Raw genomic sequence first — 16246 nt, forward strand, 5'->3', positions numbered from 1 at the left:
CAGAGTCAGCCTATCCGACCGTTCGCGTCGCACTCTGCCGGGGCTTGACCCCTCGGCGACCCTGCGCGCTGCGGCTACGGTTCGTCGGTTGGCCCCGGTGTCGGAGGGGGAGGAGCAGAGATCGTCGTCGTGCTCGATATCGGCGAATCCGCTGACGAGCGTTGTTCGCCACCACCGCCGCCGCTGCAATAGAACAAGTACTTGGCAGTAACCTGCGCGTTGGCCTGGTTCACGATCGAGATCTCCGCGCTCAACTCACTCACGCCGAATTTGCGCGATCCCGTGCCATCCGCCAGGAACGTCGCTCCTGTGATCGTCACACTGAAGCCGCTGAGGCTCCCGGTTCCACTCGGGCAGCTGGCGCTCTCCCACGTGAGGTCCACCGTCGTGCCCTGCACCGGCTGAGCGCCGTCGTTGATGCTCGGCCCGTTCGCCGGGCCGGGGATGCTCGTCTGGTCGCTGTAGCACTTGATGCTCACGGCCGCACCGCGCAGCAGGTTGCCGCCCAACGGATCGGTCGATTCGACGGTGCCGACCTGTCCGGCAGACGGTGCAGGAGATCCCGCAGTCCGTGTCGGGTGGAGTCCCGCCTCGGTTGCTTTCACCAAGGCGTCGTCGCAGTTCGAGCCGAGCAGGTTGAGTGCGCCGAGATCGATCGGCTTCTCCGTCGGCGGGGGCGGAGTCGGCGAGGTCGGCGGCGGCGGCGATGTGGTGGTGGTGGTGGGGGTCGTCTGGTTGGGCGTGGGTTTGTTGTTGGCCAACAGCGCCCAGATCGTGCCGCCGAGCACGAGCAGCAGCAGCACGATGAGCGCGATCAGCGGCCACGTCCACGGACTGCGCTTCTTCTGCTCAACGTCGGTCGCCGCCGCGGCCGGCTCGGGGGCGGACAGCAGCTGCGTCGAGCCGGTGGCCGAGCTCAGCAGCTGGGTGGCGTCCTCGGTTGCGACGACGCCTGCCGCGACGGCCGGGACGGCTGCTGCGGCGGCTGCGAGGTCGCCGCGTCGCAGCGCGGCCGCGCCGCGGGCGACGGCGGATGCCGACGCCGGGCGGTCCTCGGGCTTTTTGGCGATCATCGCCATGACCAGGTTCTGCACGGGCACCGCGATGGTCGGCGCGAGCGGCGGGGGCTGCTCGTTGATCTGCGCCATCGCGATCGCGACCTGGGACTCGCCGGTGAACGGGCGCTTGCCGGCGAGGGACTCGTACGCGACGATCCCGAGCGAGTAGATGTCGGTGGCGGGAGATGCCGGGTGGCCGGACGCCTGCTCGGGCGAGAGGTACTGCACCGTGCCCATCACCTGCCCGGTCGCCGTCAGCGGCACCTGGTCGGCGATGCGGGCGATGCCGAAGTCGGTGATCTTGACCCGGCCGTCGGGGGTGATCAGCAGGTTTCCGGGCTTGATGTCGCGGTGCACGAGGCCCGCCGCGTGCGCGGCCTGCAGCGCTGCGGACGTCTGCTCGACCACATCGAGGGTCTTGTCGGTCGAGAGCGAGCCGTCGCGTTCGAGGATCGTCGAGAGCGCCTCGCCGGGGACGAGCTCCATGACGAGGAAGGCCGAGCCGTTCTCTTCGCCGTAGTCGAAGACGCTCGCGATGCCCTCGTGGTTGACCAGTGCCGCGTGCCGGGCCTCGGCGCGGAAGCGCTCCAGGAAGCCGGGGTCGCCCATGTACTCGTCTTTGAGGATCTTGATCGCGACCGTGCGGCCGATGACGTGGTCGGTGGCCTCCCACACCTCGCCCATGCCGCCGATCGCGATGCGCGAATCAAGCTCGTAACGGCCTCCGAAGGTCACTCCCTGCGTCGGTCTCATCGTTCCAGCACCGCCTCCATGACCCTCTTCGCGATCGGCGCTGCGATCGTATTCCCACTGCCGGACTGACCACGGCCTCCGCCGTCTTCGACGACGACGGCGACGGCGACCCGGGGATTGTCTGCGGGTGCGAACCCGGTGAACCACAGCGTGTATGGCTCGTCAGGTCCGTTCTCCGCGGTTCCCGTCTTACCGCCCACGTCGATCCCGTCTATTCTTGCACCCGACGCCGCGCCGTCCCTGACATTGGCCACCATCATCTGGGCCATCTCGGCGGCCAGGCGATCGCTCAGCGCCCGTCCGAATTCCGCATCGTCGAACGCCTCGATCACCGACAGGTTCGGAGCGATCACGCGGTCCACCATGCGGGGCATCATCACGACACCCCGGTTCGCGATGCCGGCCGAGACCATCGCCATCTGCAGCGGGGTCGCGCGCACGTCGCCCTGCCCGAATCCGCTGAGCGCGGTCCTGTCGTCGCTCAGGGCGCGGGGGTACACCGAAGGGGTCGTGGTGAGCGGGATATCGAACGAGAGGTTGAACCCGTACTTCTCCGCCTCTGCGCGGATCGCGTCGTCGCCGAGCTGGACGGCGAGCTCAGCGAACGGGATGTTGCAGCTCAGGCGCAGCGCGTCGGCGATCGTGACCACGTCACCGCCGCCGCACGTGCCGCCGCCGGCGTTCGAGATCGACGTGGTGGTCCCGGGAAGCTGATACGACGCGACGTTCGGCAGCGTCGACTCCGGTGTGTAGTCGCCCGACGCGAGGGCCGCTGAGGCGACCACGAGCTTGAACGTCGACCCCGGAGGGTTGAGGTCCCCCTCGATCGCGCGGTTGAAGAGCGGATGCGTCGGGTCGGCGTCCAGAGCGTCGTAATAGCCCACGGCAGCCTCGGTGTCGTGCTGCGCGAGCTGGTTCGTGTCGAAGTTCGGGCTCGACACCATCGCGAGCACGCGCCCCGTGGCCGGCTCGATGGCCACGACGGCGCCCTGCAGGGAGCCGAGCGCCTCCGCCGCGGCACGCTGCACCTCGGGGTCGAGCGTCAGCACGACGTTCGACCCGCGCGGTGGCTCGCCTGACACGATCCGCTCGATCCGCGTGAGGAATTGCGAGTTCGCGTTCCCGCTGAGTGCCTGGTTCAGCGCCTGCTCGATGCCCGTCGCCCGCCCCACGGCAGGGTTGATCCAGCCCGTCACCGGCGCCCACAGCGGGGCGTCGGTGTACTGCCGCTGCCAGGAGAACACGTCGGTGGAGGGCACCGAGGTCGCGATCGGGATTCCTCCGGCGATGATCGATCCGCGCTGCACCTCGTACGAGTCGTAGAGGGCGCGCCGATTCTCGGGATTCTCGGCGAGGGCGTCCGCCTCCACCACCTGGATCCAGCTCGATGAGGCGAACAGGGCGATGAACATGAGCAGCATCAGGATGCTGAGCCGTCGAAGCTCCCGGGTCATCCGATCACCACCCGGGGCTGGCGGCGCACGGCATCCGAGATTCGCAAGAGCAGCGCCACGATGATCCAGTTCGCGATGAGGGATGACCCGCCTGCGGCGAGGAACGGTGTGGTGAGACCGGTGAGCGGGATGAGCCGAGTGACACCGCCGACCATGATGAACACCTGCAGGGCGATCGTGAACGACAGGCCGGTCGCCAGCAGCTTGCCGAAGTCGTCCTGGCCGGCGAGCCCGATGCGGATGCCGCGGCTGGTGAACACCATGTACAGGCACAGGATCGCGAAGACGCCCACGAGTCCGAGCTCCTCGCCGAGTGCCGGCAGGATGAAGTCGCTCTCGGCCACGGGCGTGAGGTACGGCCTGCCCTGCCCGAGCCCGGTGCCGATGAGGCCTCCCTGTCCGAGGCCGAAGATCCCCTGCACGAGCTGGTAGCTGTCGTTGTCCATCAGATTCGGGTTGAACGCGTCGAGCCAGATCGTGAACCGCGTCTGCACATAGGGGAGGAAGCGGGATGCCACGAACGCGCCGGCTGTGGCGAGCACGACGCCGATCAGCACCCAGCTGGTCTTGCCGGTAGCGACGTAGAGCATCGCGATGAACATGCCGAAGATGAGAAGACCGGTGCCCAGGTCGCGCTGCAGCACGATGATGCCGAGCGAGATCAGCCAGATCACGACGACCGGCCCGAGCTCCCGCGCGCGCGGCCAGGTCATGCCGAGAAACCTGCTGCCGACCGAGGTCAGGCTCTCGCGGGTGCGCACCAGGTAGCCGGCGAAGAAGATGGCCAGCGAGATCTTCGCGAGCTCGCCCGGCTGGAAGGTGAACAGGCCCGCGTCGACCCACACGTCGGCGTTGCCGCCGCCCGACAGTCCCGGGATGATCGGCAGGATGAGCAGCACGATGCCGACGAAGCCGAACACGTACGTGTAGCGAAACAGCACACGGTAGTTGCGCAGCAGGATCACCACCGCGATCGCGATCGAGACGGCGATCGCCGCCCACACGATCTGGCGGATGGAGTAGGCATCCCAGCCCGTGCGGTCCGCGGCGAGGTCGAGCCGGTAGATCATCGCGATGCCCAGGCCCGTGAGCAGGGTGGCGATCGGCACGACGAACGGGTCGGCGTCGCGCGCCCGCAGCCGCAGGATCACGTGCAGCGCGACGACCAGCAGCGTCAGCCCGCCGCAGATCAGCAGGAATGAGGCATCCAGCGCATCGTCCACGCCGTACTGCACGAGGATGAGCGCGCCCCCGGTCAGCACGAACGCGAACACGAGCAGGAACAGCTCGCGATTGCGGTGCATCTGCGGCACGCGGATGCGACGGAGCGCACGCAGCACCGAGGTGTCGGTGCTGATCGCCGCGGTCTCGGCGGGCGGCTTGGTCGTCATCGGGCCTCCGCCCTCTCACGGATCCGGTCGACGATCTCTTTGGCGTCCTCGAGGGAGCGCGCGGTGATGGTGCCCTCGACGGTGACGCGGTCGAACAGCGACAGGTCGTCGAGGTCTATGCCGGTGTCGACATAGACCGTCGAGAGACTGATGGGGCCGATGTCCTGCTGGATGCCGCGGTAGATGACGACAGAGTCCTGGTCGGTTCCCACGAAGTAGCGCGTCTGCGTCCACTGGTACGCCGCGAACAGGCTCGCCACAAGAAGGCCGAGCACCAGCACGAGCCCGATCATCCAGCCGATGCGGCGCCGGCGTGCGCGGCGGCGGTCCTCTTCGATGAGCTCCTCGAGGTACTCGGGAGCGGGCTCGAAGTGCGTCGGCTCGTTCGCCGCCTGCCGGACGGGGTGCAGCCACCCGCGGCTCGCGCGCGCGGCGGGCACCTCGACCCCCATCGGGTTCGACGCCGACCCGACGACCGTGGGGGTGCCGGAGAAGAGCGGATGCTGCCCCCCGACATCGACGATCACGATGGTGACGTTGTCGGGCGCACCGCCGTCGAGGGCCTGCTTGAGCAGTTGGTCGGCGGTGCGGCCGGGAGCCAGCCCGAGCGCGAGCGTCTTCGTGGCGTGCGCGTCGTCGACGACCCCCGACAGGCCGTCGGAGCACAGCAGCCACCGGTCGCCGGGCTGAGTGGGCATGATGAACGTGTCGAGCTCGGGCTCGGCATCCATGTCTCCGAGCACGCGCATGAGCACCGATCGCCGCGGATGGAACCGGGCCTCTTCGGGCGTGATGCGGCCGGAGTCGACGAGCCGCTGCACGAAGGTGTGGTCGGTCGTGATCTGGGTGAGCGCACCGTCGCGATAGAGATAGATGCGCGAGTCGCCGATGTGGGCGATGACGGCGTAGTCGTCGACCATGACCAGGGCGCTCACCGTCGTGCCCATACCGGCCAGCTCGGGCCGCGAGCGGACGGTGTCGATCAGGTCGCCGGCGGTCTCGGTGATGCGCTCCTGCAGCGCGAGCTCGGCAGACGAGGTCGACTCGAACGGGCGGTCGAGCTCGGCGATGCGCGTGATCGCGATGCTCGACGCGACGTCGCCGCCGGCGTGCCCGCCCATGCCGTCGGCGACGACGAACAGGTTGGAGCCGGCGTACCCGGAGTCCTGATTGTTCGATCGCACCTTGCCGGTGTGCGAGATGGCGGCACTCGAGCCTTGGAAGACCATCGACGGGACCCGCGCTTACTTCCGCAGCTCGAAGGTGGTCGCTCCGACCTTGATGGGCGCGCCGATGAGCACCGGCACCGGGGCTGCGACCCGCGCGCCGTCGTGCCAGGTGCCGTTGGTCGAATCGAGGTCCTGGATCATCCACTGGTCGCCCCACAGCACGAGGCGCGCGTGGTGGCTGGAGGTGTAGTCGTCGCGGATCACCAGGCCCGACTCACTCGACCGCCCGATCGTGAGGGGCTCGTTGCCGAGGGGCAGCTCGAGCCCGCTCTTGGGGCCGCTCGTGATCACGATCCGCGAAGCCGAAGCGGTGGTCGCCCGTGCCTTCGAGCCCGTCGCCGCCTGCGCGGGCTTGGCCACGGCGGGCTTGGTGGCGTTCGCTGCGGCAGCCGCGGCGGTTGCGCTTGCAGTTGCGGATGCCGCTGCCGCGGGCTCCGGCATCCGTCGCACCTTCACGCCGAACAGGTCGGCCCGCAGCGAGTAGACGACCGCGAAGACGAAGAACCACAGCAGCACCAGGAACCCGATGCGAAGCAGCAGCAGCGTGAGTTCGCTCATGGGCGAGAGCCTCCGCCCCGGGTGTCGAACGCGCGGGTGGCGTCGTCGGGCAGGGGCGGACGCGGCGGTGCGGCCGGGGCCGCCTGGGCGATCACGTGGAACACGATGTCGGTGCGTCCGATGCGTATCGTCGAGTCGGCCGGCAGCGGCGCCTCGGCGACGCGGCGACCGTCGAGCTGCGTGCCGTTGGTGGAGCCGAGGTCGCGCACCATCGCGCGCTCGCCGTCCCACAGGATCTCGACATGCTTGCGGCTGGTGCCGGCGTCGGCGATCGTGATGTCGGCATCCGAGCCGCGGCCGATCACGGTGCGGGACTTCACGAGCGGATGCCGCTTGCCCTCGACGTCGATGACACCCCGCCACGACACCTTGCCCTGTGCGGTCGACGAGTCCACGCGCAGGGTGCCGGTCGAGAGCTGGTCGTCCTGCACGAGCGAGATCGTGACGGGGCCGGCGAAGGTGTAGCCCTGCGACTTCGCGTGCTTGTGCACGAGCGCGTCGAGCTCGTCGCCGAGTGCCGGGCCGATCGCCCGCATGTTCGCGTCGTCCGACGGCGAGAGACGCACGGTGAACGTGTTCGGCGCGAGGATGCGGTCGCGCGTGACGACCGCGGCCTTCTTGTCGAGCTCGCTGCGCAGGGCAGAGGCGATCTCGACAGGCTGGATGCCGCTGCGGAAGGTCTTGGCGAACGCGCTGTTCACTGCGCGTTCGAGACCTTTCTCGAAGCTGTCAAGTAGTCCCACACGTCTCCTCAGGCAGGCGTCGGTGGGTACATGCTAATTGCACCGGCTGAATTGACCATGGATGACCCTCGCGAAGTGCGCGCCCGCCGCACCGGATTCGGCCGTGGTCGCACGGCGTGATATCCTCGGGAAGTTGAGTTCGTAGTTCGTTTGGGCAACGACTCGCGCGAGTGGCGGAATAGGCAGACGCGCTGGCTTCAGGTGCCAGTGCCCGAAAGGGCGTGGGGGTTCAACTCCCCCCTCGCGCACAGAACGATTTGAGCCCCTGACCAGGTATTTACCGGCCGGGGGCTCAGTCGTTTCCGGTGCGACGTGCTGATCTGTGTGCTACGGGTCATCGGCCAAAGAGTGGATGGGTTCGGGCGTGTCATCCTCATCCCGCCCATCCTGATCTTTGCCAGAGGCCTTCGACGGGGGCGAGGCCGGGCTCACGTGAGACGCGTTGGGTCCATTCGCTGGTGGAGGATGCGGACGACATCGATGCGGCCATTGCGGTCGACGAAGGCGAACACGCCTGTCTCCGCGGTACTCAGCGGCGGTCTCGGCGCCAGGACTCTATGCGAAGCGGCGGATTCCTCCACCGCGCAGCGAACAGAGCGTTCATGTCCCCGGCAACAGGTACCGCGCGCCCCGCTTCTCACCGTGCGGTTCGAGCACAGCGCGGTCGCGCATCCGCAGGAGAAGAGGGCTCGCCTGGACGGGGCTGAGATGGCAGAGACTGGCCGCCTGAGGATGGGCCGGATGCTCAGGCGAAGCCGTTGGCCTGTCGCAGCGCGAGCTCGGCCGCGGCGCCGTCGCGTGCGGCCAAGGCGTCACGGAACTGCTCGAACCGTGACGTCCGCTCGTCGCGGTCGGTGACCGGGAACCTCCACCCGACGAGGTTGCGCCGCAGCGCGAACTTCGCCTCGCGCATCACGCGTGAGATGACCGGGTTGGCGGCGGCGCGAGTGATCAGGGCGAAGAGCGGGTAGCCGACCTCGAGCACGGCCGCCGGATCGTCGGCGCGGGATGCCTCCACCAGCCGATCGGCTAGTGCGACGATTCTCGCGAGGGCGGCGTCGTCGGCGCGCCGGGCGGCGAGCAGCGAGGCGTTTCCCATCGTGAGCACGACGAACACCTCGGTCTCAGCCTTCGCGTGGGCGGTCGGACTCGACACGCGCGTGTAGCGGTGCGGAGCGACCTCGACCAGGCCGATGACCTCGAGCCGCTGCAGCGCTTCGCGCACCGGCGTGCGGGAGACGCCGAGGCGCTTGGCGAGCTCGTGGTCGCGCAGACGCTCCCCTTCGGGCAGGCGTCCGTCGAGGATCGCCTCGCCGATCAGGGTGTGGATGTCGTCGCCGAGTGCGCGGGATGTGGCATCCTTCGCCGTCGTCCGCGTTTCTGGCACGCGCGGATTATAAGCACACACCCACCCTCTGGCCGAACGGAGTCTCGTTGGCAGGAGACTCCTCTCGCCTCGGCTCGTGAATCTCGGTAAAGTGACGCTGTCACGCATGGCGTGGCCTATCCGGGGGGATCCGTCGACGCCCGGGCCTCGAGTTCGCTCGGCCCGGGCGTACGATGGGCCGGCGTCGCGTCGAGGCGCCGTATCACGTCCCGTGCAACATTTCTGTCACCATCCGAAATGACTCTCGCCCCCGGCCATGCTCGCGCACTAGCGTGGGTCAGGACTCGTGCAGGTGGCGCGGGCAAGCAAAGAACGGCATTTCATGAGCACGCAGGGCACTGTCAAGTGGTTCAACTCCGAGAAGGGCTTCGGCTTCATCGCTCCCGATGAGGGTGGCGCAGACGTCTTCGCGCACTACAGCGCGATCCAGTCGGGCGGCTACCGCTCGCTCGAAGAGAACCAGCGCGTCGAGTTCGAGATCGCACAGGGCCCCAAGGGCCTCCAGGCCGAGAACATCCGCCCGCTGTAAGCAGCGCGGCCCGCGGCATCTGCTCGCCACATGAGGCGGATGCCGCGACCCACGCGTTCACTCGGGGGTCGAGGGAACGCGTGTCAATCGTGTTCGCCGCGCGCGAGGCCGATCCCGGCTTCGGCGAACTGGCGCAGCGTGGCATCCGGAAGGAATGCGCGCGTCAGTCCCGCGCCGATGCGTGTGAGATCGGCCTCGTCGCGGTAGAGCAGGTACAGCGTCTCGTACCGTGGGTGGAACTTCTCCTTGAAGCGGTGGAGCGAGCGGAAGCCGTACACCGGCTCGAGCGCTTCGGCGAGCCTGTCGCTGAGCGCGGCGATCATGCCCGCATCGGGTGGGTAGTCGTGCGCGAGCGGCGCGCCGGACAGCGACGCGAAGTCGGCGCCCTCGTCTGAGAACTGGCGTGCCGATGAGCCGATCAGAAACTCCATCACGGGTCCGAAGCCGCCCTCGCGGCGGCGCATGAGGTCGAGCGTCCAGCCGCGCACGCGGCCGCCCTCGCCGTAGACGGGCAGCCACGACAGGAACCCGTCGACGTCGCCATCGGGCGAGATCGCGAGGGCGAGGCGCACCTCGGGGTCGGCGGCTTCGGTGAGGGTGCCGAGGGTGAATCCCATCTCGGGCAGGCCCTTGTCGCCGACCCACATCTCCGAGATCCCGCGCAGCTGCGCCTTGATCCCCCACGTCTCGTCGGTCAGTCGCGTCATCCGGAACGTCATCTCCTCGCGTCCGGCGCGATTGAGCGCGGTGCGCACAGAGTTCCAGCGCTTGCCGGTGAACTCGAGCCCCGGCAGGTCGACGATCGTGTCGTCGGCGACGATCATGCTGCGCCACGTCGACGGCACCGCCGCGCGGGTCGCCTCGTCGGCGCTGAAGAAGCAGGGCACGAGCCCCGCCGATTCCGCGTTGCGGATGAACTCGCGCACGGATGCCTCGCGCGACGCCTCCGCACCGATGGGGTCAGCCAGAGCGAGGGCGACGCCGGCGCGTCGCTGGTAGGCGACGATGCCCTCCCCCGCGCGCGCGTACTCGTTTCCGTCCCACGTCGTCATCCACGACAGCGTGCCGCCGCCGTGCGCGTGGAGGGCCGCCTTGACATCGGCGACCGTCGGCACGGGCTCGTGCCCGAGCGTCGAGCGGCGCTTGGCGCGGAACGCGCGCCGCACCCAGATCAGATAGATGAGCATCACCGCCCACAGCGCCGCGCTCGCGAGGGCGAGCTCGGTCTCGCCGTCGATCCGTTGCTCTACGGCGACCTGACTGAACGCGGAGATGAGCGCCAGGATGAACGCGCCCCACACCAGGTTGAGCGACGCGATCACGACCGAGACGACCCACGCCCAGAACCGCCCGCGGCGCAGACCGTTCGCGACGACCGCGATCACCACCGTGTCGATGGCGATGTCCAGCGCGCCGCCCGACGCGGGATCGGTGGGCCCGAAAGGCCCATCGGTCGGCACCAGCGCGGTGATGATCTGGATCAGGCCGAGCACGACGATCGCGATGAACGCGATGAGGCGCTGCTCTCGCACGGTAGTGCGCTGGACGTGCAGCGAACGGTCGACGAACAAGATGAGCAGCACCGCCACCAGGTGCTCGATGTCGTCGAGCGAGCCCCAGAACAGCATCGTCACGAACACGAACGACAGCAGCACCAGCCAGCCGCGCACCCGCCACGGGGCCACGAACAGCCCCACCGCCGCCGCGATGCAGGCCATCGTGCCGCCCGACGCGCCGACGTCGAGGGCGGCGGCCTGGGTCTGCGCCCACTGCCACTCGAACTGCGACAGCCCCCACAGCAGCAGGGCCGTCGCGAGCACCGCGAACAGCTGCCCGATCCAGTAGTAGGCTAGCGCCACGACCCAGCGCCGCTTCCACTCCAGGTAGGCCATGCCGAAGAAGCCGATGATCGTCGGGATGAACACCCACGGCTCGTTCACGAAGAACGTGCCGGTGAACGGCGTCCACCACCTTCCGGCTTCGAGCGCGGGAAGACCGTAGGCCACGGCATCCCACAGCGGGCTCTGGGTGAACGGCGACCACAGTCCCGCACTCGCGACACCGACGACGAGGATCGCGACGATCATCGACAGCGTCGCCGGCAGCCTCCCGACGACGACCACGAACGCGCTGCGGGGGCGGGTGGCGGCATCCGTCGTCATGCCCCTCACGATAGTGACGGGGTCGTGACCGCTACTAGACCCGTCCGAGCTGGGCGTAGTCGACGAGCGCCTTCGCGTCTTCGGCGTCGCGCATCGCGCGGCGCGCGGCGTCGAGCGCCTCGACGGGGTCCTGCGACTGCCGTGCCGAGGCGAGCTCGCGCTGCGCCGAGAGCAGCCGCGAGCGGGCGTCGGCACCGGCTCGCGAGAGGGCGACGGATGCTTCGGCCTGCGCGACCGCGGCGCGCGCGGCGGCGAGGGTTCCGGGCAGTGCCGTGCGTGCTCCGCGCAGTCGCTGCTGCGCGGTGCGGGCGTCGCCCAGGGCGAGGTCGAGGCGGCTGCGCACGCGTGCGAGGGCGTCGATCGTGCGGGTCGGGTGGCGCGCGGCATCCGTCTCGATCGCGGTGAGCGCGCCGTCGATCGCCCGCAGCTCGGCACCCAGCCGCTCGGCGTCGACCGGTTCGAGGTGCTCGCGGATGAGGACGGCCTGCTGCAGCGCGGCGCGGGCGGACTCGACCTCGCCCGGGACCGCCAGCGCCGCCTGGGTCACGAGGCGATGCTGCTCTTCGAGCACGCGGGACTCGACTTCGGCCGTGCGCAGCAGGCGCTCGGCGCGTGCGAGCTCGGGAAGCGCCGTGCGCGAGGGGTCGGCGGCGTGCGCGGCGGCCTCGGCGAGGATCGCGTCGGCCTTGTGCAGCGCGTCGCCGGCTGCGCGTGCCGCGCGCGACGCCTCGCGCCACTCGTCGTCGGCGAAGCGGGCCGAGAGGTCTGACACGAGCGCGGCGGTGTCGCCCATCGAAGTGCGCAGCGCGTCGCGGCGTGCCCGCGCAGCGGCCACCTGCGCGGCGGCCGACACGTTCGTCGTCATCCACGCACGGTGCTCGGTGCGGGCGCGGTCGATGGTGGCCATCGCCTCGTCGCATCGACGCTCTATCTGCGTGGACGTGTGCCGGATGTCGACGGGGAGGGCGCTGGGTGTCGAGATCTGGTGGAACTGCTCGAACGCGGCGTCGCGCACGTGCTGCGCGGTGATGCGCGCGCGGCGCAGCGAGGTCGGGGCATCTCCCCCGTAGAGCGCCCCCGAGAGGCCGACCTCGATCTCGAGCTCGTCGAGTGCGTCATCGAGACGCACGAGGGCCGAGCCGGCGCGCTGGCGCACCGCCTCGGCGGCCGCGCGCGCCCGGGGCGAGCGTCGGGCGCGGTGGATCGCCCACGCGAGCGCGGCGACCCCCAGTGCGGTGACCCCGAAGATGACGAGCGCGGGAAGGATCCGGCCGAAGAGCTCAGCCATCGGCAGGGACCTCGGGCGCGGCATCGGTCACCAGCAGCAGATCGCGCAGCTGCGCGACCGTGTCGACCGCGGCCTGGGCGCCCTCGGACTCGTGCGGCCAGCTGAAGCCCCACCGCACGAAGATGGTCGGGATGCCGTGCTCGGCCGCACCGTCGATGTCGTGGTGCCGGTCGCCGACGAGCACCGGCCGGCTCGTGTCGATGCCGAGCGCCTCGAGGCGTCGCAGCGCCTCGGCGATGATCTGCGCCTTTCCGGCGAGCGTGCGCTCGTCGTCGGTGGCGCCCGCGATCGCCGCGAAGCACGGCGCGAGGCCGAAGTGCTCCATGAGCGCGAGAACCTGCCGCTCAGGCTTCGAGCTCGCCGTCGCCTGCGGGACGCCCGCCGCGGCGAGCTCTTCGATGAGCCCGCCGACGCCGTCGAACAGGCGAGCGCCCGTCGTGTACCCGTCGGCCTTGCCGAGTGCCCGGTAGAACGCGACCGCCTCGGCCGCCCCGTCGGGGGTCATTCCTCCGGTGACTTGGAACGACTCGAACATCGGCGGGCCGATCCAGTGCACCAGCTCGGCACGGGTGGGCGCCTGCCTGCCGAAGTGCTCGAGGGTGATCGTGAGCCGACGCAGGATGCCGTCGGAGGCATCCACGATCGTGCCGTCGACGTCCCACAGCACACACGTCCACGGCGATCGACTCGACATGGGCACCAGCCTAAGCCTCGATCCGTCGATGATCTCGGTGCGGCCGCGTTGGCGTGATCAGCCGGGGCGTGCGGGCGCGAAGAGAGGGAACGGCAGCGGTCAAGTCCCGCGGTGTGGTGTGGCCATTGCCCGGGTCTCGATACACCACGCTGCGCGCCGGCAATCGATCTCGCCCGCGCTCGGCATCAAGGCTTCGCACTGACCCGGAGCGCGTCAGAAAAGGCGCGGCGCGCCGGACTCGACGCCCTTCATCTCGTCGTAGTCGAGGGTGTCGCAGCGGATGCCGCGATCCGCGGCGAGCACCTTGGCCTGCGGCTTGATCTCCTGCGCGGCGAACACACCCGTCACCGGCGTGAGGTGCGGGTCGCGGCCGAGCAGCTCCAGGTAGCGGGTGAGCTGCTCGACGCCGTCGATGTCGCCGCTTCACCGGATAGGGAACTCCGTCAGGTCACGTTCCCAGGCCTCAGCGGCAGCGACGAGGGCGTCCGCGGAGACGCGGAACGAGATCTCCCGGCCCGCGCCCCAGCGGTCCGCGTCGGAGGTATCGGGCGGAGCTGACTCGCCCTGGAGCGTGACGACAATCGTCGTCCCGCCCTCGGCATCCGGGCGCGCGGCGAATGCGAGGTTCGGCTCTGTGAACTCGACCTCGCTCGGAGTCTGCTGACCGACGTGTCGCAGCCACGTCAGCAACTCCTGTGCTTCCCAAGAGGTCAGGCATGGCTCGTGGAACGTCCAGGACTCTTCGCCGTACTTCACTCGCCCAGCCACGTTGAGCCAGTTCTCGTCCCATCCGCCCGCCGGTGCCGACGGCGACTTGCCTTACTGGTACGCGGTGATGCGCAGCTCGATGACGTCCCCGGAACGCGATGTGATCAGCACGCCTGGATTCTAGAAGAGCGTCGGCAACCCGCTGTCGACGCCCTTCATCGCGTCGTAGTCGAGGACGACGCAGTCGATCCCGCGGTCGGCGGCCAGCGTGCGTGCCTGCGGTGCGAAGGACTGCGCGGCGAGCACGCCTTTGACCGGGCGAAGGTGCGGATCGCGGTTCAGCAGATCAAGGTATCGAGTCAGCTGCTCGACAGCGTCGATCCCGGCCTTGCGCTTGACCTCGACGGCCACGTGGCCGGGAACAGGCGTAGAAGAGATCGAGCCGTCGATGTCGCCGCGCGGCTTGACCTCGACGGCGATCGTGCCGCCTGCCGGATCGCGCAGCAGCAGGTCCACCGGGCCGATCGCGGTGGGGAACTCGCGGCGCACGAGGGTGAGGTTCTCGCCGATCACCCCGACCTGCTCGGCGAGCAGGCGCTGCAGGTCGGCCTCGACGCCGTCCTTCTGCAGCCCCGGGTCGACGCCCAGCTCGTGCGACGAGTCGTGGAGCACCTCGTAGATGCGCACCAGCAGAGCATCCCCCGTCTTGGCGTGGGTCACGCGCCAGTGCTCGACCACGCCCGCGGCGGCAGAGTCGGCGTCGGGCTCCTCGACGTCGAGGCGGCAGGGCGGAGACATCCAGTTCAGCGGCTTGTACGAGCCGCCGTCGGAGTGCACCAGCAGGCTGCCGTCGCCCTTGTGCATGAGCAGCCGGGTCGCGAGCGGCAGGTGCGCGGTCAGTCGGCCGGTGTAGTCGACCGAGCAGCGGGCGATGACAAGACGCATCCGACGAGCCTACCGGCGGCAGGCCGCGGTACGACGCGTCCAGACGTGCCGTGCGCACGCTCCTCGGGTCGGCGTGTCTTGGCTCGTCGAGGAGCTTGTGAGAGGGGTTTCACTGGGCGCGCCCCGTGCCGACGCCGACGTGCGAGCCGGGCAGCGGCTTGGCGGCAGAGGACGCGATTCCGGATGCCACGATCAGCGCGACCAGGATGTACAGCGTGTTCAGCAGGCCGATCTGCTCGCTGATGAAGCCGAGCACCGGCGGGCCGGCGAGGAACGCGACGTAGCCGATGGTCGCCGCGGCGCTCACGCGCGCCGCGGCCTTCGCGGGGTCGTCGGCGGCGGCCGACATGCCCAGCGGGAAGCCGAGCGAGACGCCTGCGCCCCACAGCGCCGCGCCGACGAAGACGAGCGGAATGGTCGGCGCCAGGATGAACAGCAGCAGGCCCGCCGTGGCCGTGACCGAGAGCACGCGCAGGGTCGCGACGCGGCCGAAGCGGTCCACGAGGGGGCTGCCGAGCACGCGGACGACCGTCATGCTCACCGAGAAGACCGCCAGGCCCGCCGCGCCGTACGCCTCTTCGGCGCCGTGGCCCTCGACGATCCCGAGCGCGAGCCAGTCGTTCGCGCCGCCTTCGGCGAACGACATCCCGAGCATGACGATGCCCAACGCATAGGTGCGCGGCTCCTTCCACGCCGACAGTGCCAGCGATAGACGGTCGCGCCACCCCGCCTTCTGCGTGGGCGTCGCGGGGTCTATCGCCTCGTCTGCGGGGACGTTCGCGACGCTGACGAAGGCGACCACGAGGATCAGCACTGCCACGATCACGAGGTGCATGAGCACGTTCAGGCCGACGTGGATCGCGAGCCAGCCGAGCCCCGCGCCGATGACGGTGCCGAAGCTGAAGAAGGCGTGGAACAGCGGAAGGATCGTCTTGTGCATGTGCGTCTCGATGGCCGCGCCCTCGACGTTCATCATCACGTCGAGGCATCCGTTGCCGAAGCCCCACAGCACGAGCCCCACGGTCACGACGCCGAATGACCGCAGGACGTCGGAGCCCACCCCGATCGTGGCGACCCCGATCGCGAACACGATCATCATGGTGAGCATGCCGCGCCGTGCTCCCCAGCGCGTGAGCACGAGCGAGCTCAGCGAGAGGCCGACGATCGAGGCGAGGCCGCCGACCAGCAGCATGAGGCCCAGCTGCGTGCGATCCACGCCGATCGCGTCTTTGATGGCGGGCACGCGCGAGGCCCACGTGGCGATGCTCAGGCCGCTCGCGAGGAAGATCGCGAAGATGGCGCTCCGCCAGCGCACGAGCTGGGATCGCGCGAGCGAAGACACCATGC

General features: G+C 69.5%; 14 protein-coding genes, 1 tRNA gene and 1 pseudogene. 2 read left to right on the forward strand and 14 right to left on the reverse strand.

Features of this window, described 5'->3' with window-relative positions; genetic code table 11:
• Positions 1-74: 74 nt before the first annotated feature.
• From AB1K54_RS15130 to AB1K54_RS15155, 6 genes are read right to left on the reverse strand one after another with little or no spacing between them, the layout of a single operon-like run.
• The gene (locus AB1K54_RS15130) at positions 75-1811 is read right to left on the reverse strand and encodes a serine/threonine-protein kinase (RefSeq protein ID WP_371203589.1); all 1737 of its coding nucleotides are present in this window, start codon (positions 1809-1811) and stop codon (positions 75-77) included.
• A complete protein-coding gene (locus AB1K54_RS15135) occupies positions 1808-3265 on the reverse strand; it encodes a peptidoglycan D,D-transpeptidase FtsI family protein (RefSeq protein ID WP_371203590.1) in 1458 nt (485 codons plus the stop codon). Before AB1K54_RS15135 ends, AB1K54_RS15130 begins: the two co-directional genes overlap by 4 nt.
• Positions 3262-4656, reverse strand: coding sequence for an FtsW/RodA/SpoVE family cell cycle protein (locus AB1K54_RS15140; RefSeq protein WP_371203591.1), 1395 nt, complete (start codon positions 4654-4656; stop codon positions 3262-3264). The genes AB1K54_RS15135 and AB1K54_RS15140 overlap by 4 nt, the downstream gene beginning before the upstream one ends.
• On the reverse strand, positions 4653-5885 hold the full coding sequence (locus tag AB1K54_RS15145; protein WP_371203592.1) for a PP2C family serine/threonine-protein phosphatase: 1233 nt from the start codon (positions 5883-5885) through the stop codon (positions 4653-4655). The genes AB1K54_RS15140 and AB1K54_RS15145 overlap by 4 nt, the downstream gene beginning before the upstream one ends.
• A 15-nt stretch (positions 5886-5900) precedes the next feature.
• Entirely contained in the window at positions 5901-6443 is a 543-nt protein-coding gene (locus tag AB1K54_RS15150; protein WP_371203593.1) for an FHA domain-containing protein, read from the reverse strand.
• Positions 6440-7186, reverse strand: coding sequence for an FhaA domain-containing protein (locus tag AB1K54_RS15155; RefSeq protein WP_371203594.1), 747 nt, complete (start codon positions 7184-7186; stop codon positions 6440-6442). The genes AB1K54_RS15150 and AB1K54_RS15155 overlap by 4 nt, the downstream gene beginning before the upstream one ends.
• A gap of 164 nt (positions 7187-7350) precedes the next feature.
• Between AB1K54_RS15155 and AB1K54_RS15160 the strand changes: the two genes are divergently transcribed.
• Positions 7351-7434 (forward strand) — tRNA-Leu (locus AB1K54_RS15160).
• 497 nt (positions 7435-7931) lie between these two features.
• On the opposite strand, the gene AB1K54_RS15165 is transcribed toward AB1K54_RS15160, so the two are convergent.
• Positions 7932-8573, reverse strand: coding sequence for a GntR family transcriptional regulator (locus AB1K54_RS15165; RefSeq protein ID WP_371203595.1), 642 nt, complete (start codon positions 8571-8573; stop codon positions 7932-7934).
• Positions 8574-8895: 322 nt separating this feature from the next.
• Between AB1K54_RS15165 and AB1K54_RS15170 the strand changes: the two genes are divergently transcribed.
• Positions 8896-9102 carry a cold-shock protein gene (locus AB1K54_RS15170; protein WP_109208752.1) on the forward strand — a complete coding sequence of 69 codons (207 nt, stop codon included), beginning with the start codon at positions 8896-8898 and terminating at the stop codon, positions 9100-9102.
• A gap of 83 nt (positions 9103-9185) precedes the next feature.
• Here AB1K54_RS15170 and AB1K54_RS15175 read toward each other — a convergent pair whose 3' ends face one another.
• From AB1K54_RS15175 to AB1K54_RS15205, 7 genes and pseudogenes are all read right to left on the reverse strand, one after another.
• Entirely contained in the window at positions 9186-11264 is a 2079-nt protein-coding gene (locus AB1K54_RS15175) for a bifunctional lysylphosphatidylglycerol flippase/synthetase MprF (protein ID WP_371203596.1), read from the reverse strand.
• 34 nt (positions 11265-11298) lie between these two features.
• Entirely contained in the window at positions 11299-12552 is a 1254-nt protein-coding gene (locus AB1K54_RS15180; protein ID WP_371203597.1) for a hypothetical protein, read from the reverse strand.
• On the reverse strand, positions 12545-13246 hold the full coding sequence (locus tag AB1K54_RS15185) for an HAD hydrolase-like protein (RefSeq protein WP_371203598.1): 702 nt from the start codon (positions 13244-13246) through the stop codon (positions 12545-12547). The genes AB1K54_RS15180 and AB1K54_RS15185 overlap by 8 nt, the downstream gene beginning before the upstream one ends.
• Before the next feature lie 213 nt (positions 13247-13459).
• Positions 13460-13666, reverse strand: a pseudogene (locus AB1K54_RS15190) (endonuclease NucS domain-containing protein); the annotation flags it as partial.
• Positions 13667-13669: 3 nt separating this feature from the next.
• Positions 13670-14002 carry a hypothetical protein gene (locus tag AB1K54_RS15195; protein ID WP_371203599.1) on the reverse strand — a complete coding sequence of 111 codons (333 nt, stop codon included), beginning with the start codon at positions 14000-14002 and terminating at the stop codon, positions 13670-13672.
• Positions 14003-14134: 132 nt separating this feature from the next.
• On the reverse strand, positions 14135-14899 hold the full coding sequence (locus AB1K54_RS15200; protein WP_371203600.1) for an endonuclease: 765 nt from the start codon (positions 14897-14899) through the stop codon (positions 14135-14137).
• 109 nt (positions 14900-15008) lie between these two features.
• Positions 15009-16244: an MFS transporter gene (locus AB1K54_RS15205; protein ID WP_371203601.1), complete on the reverse strand. Its 1236-nt coding sequence runs from the start codon at positions 16242-16244 to the stop codon at positions 15009-15011.
• Positions 16245-16246: the final 2 nt, after the last annotated feature.

Origin of the sequence: Microbacterium sp. BWT-B31, from assembly GCF_041379855.1 — a bacterium.
GTDB lineage: Bacteria > Actinomycetota > Actinomycetes > Actinomycetales > Microbacteriaceae > Microbacterium.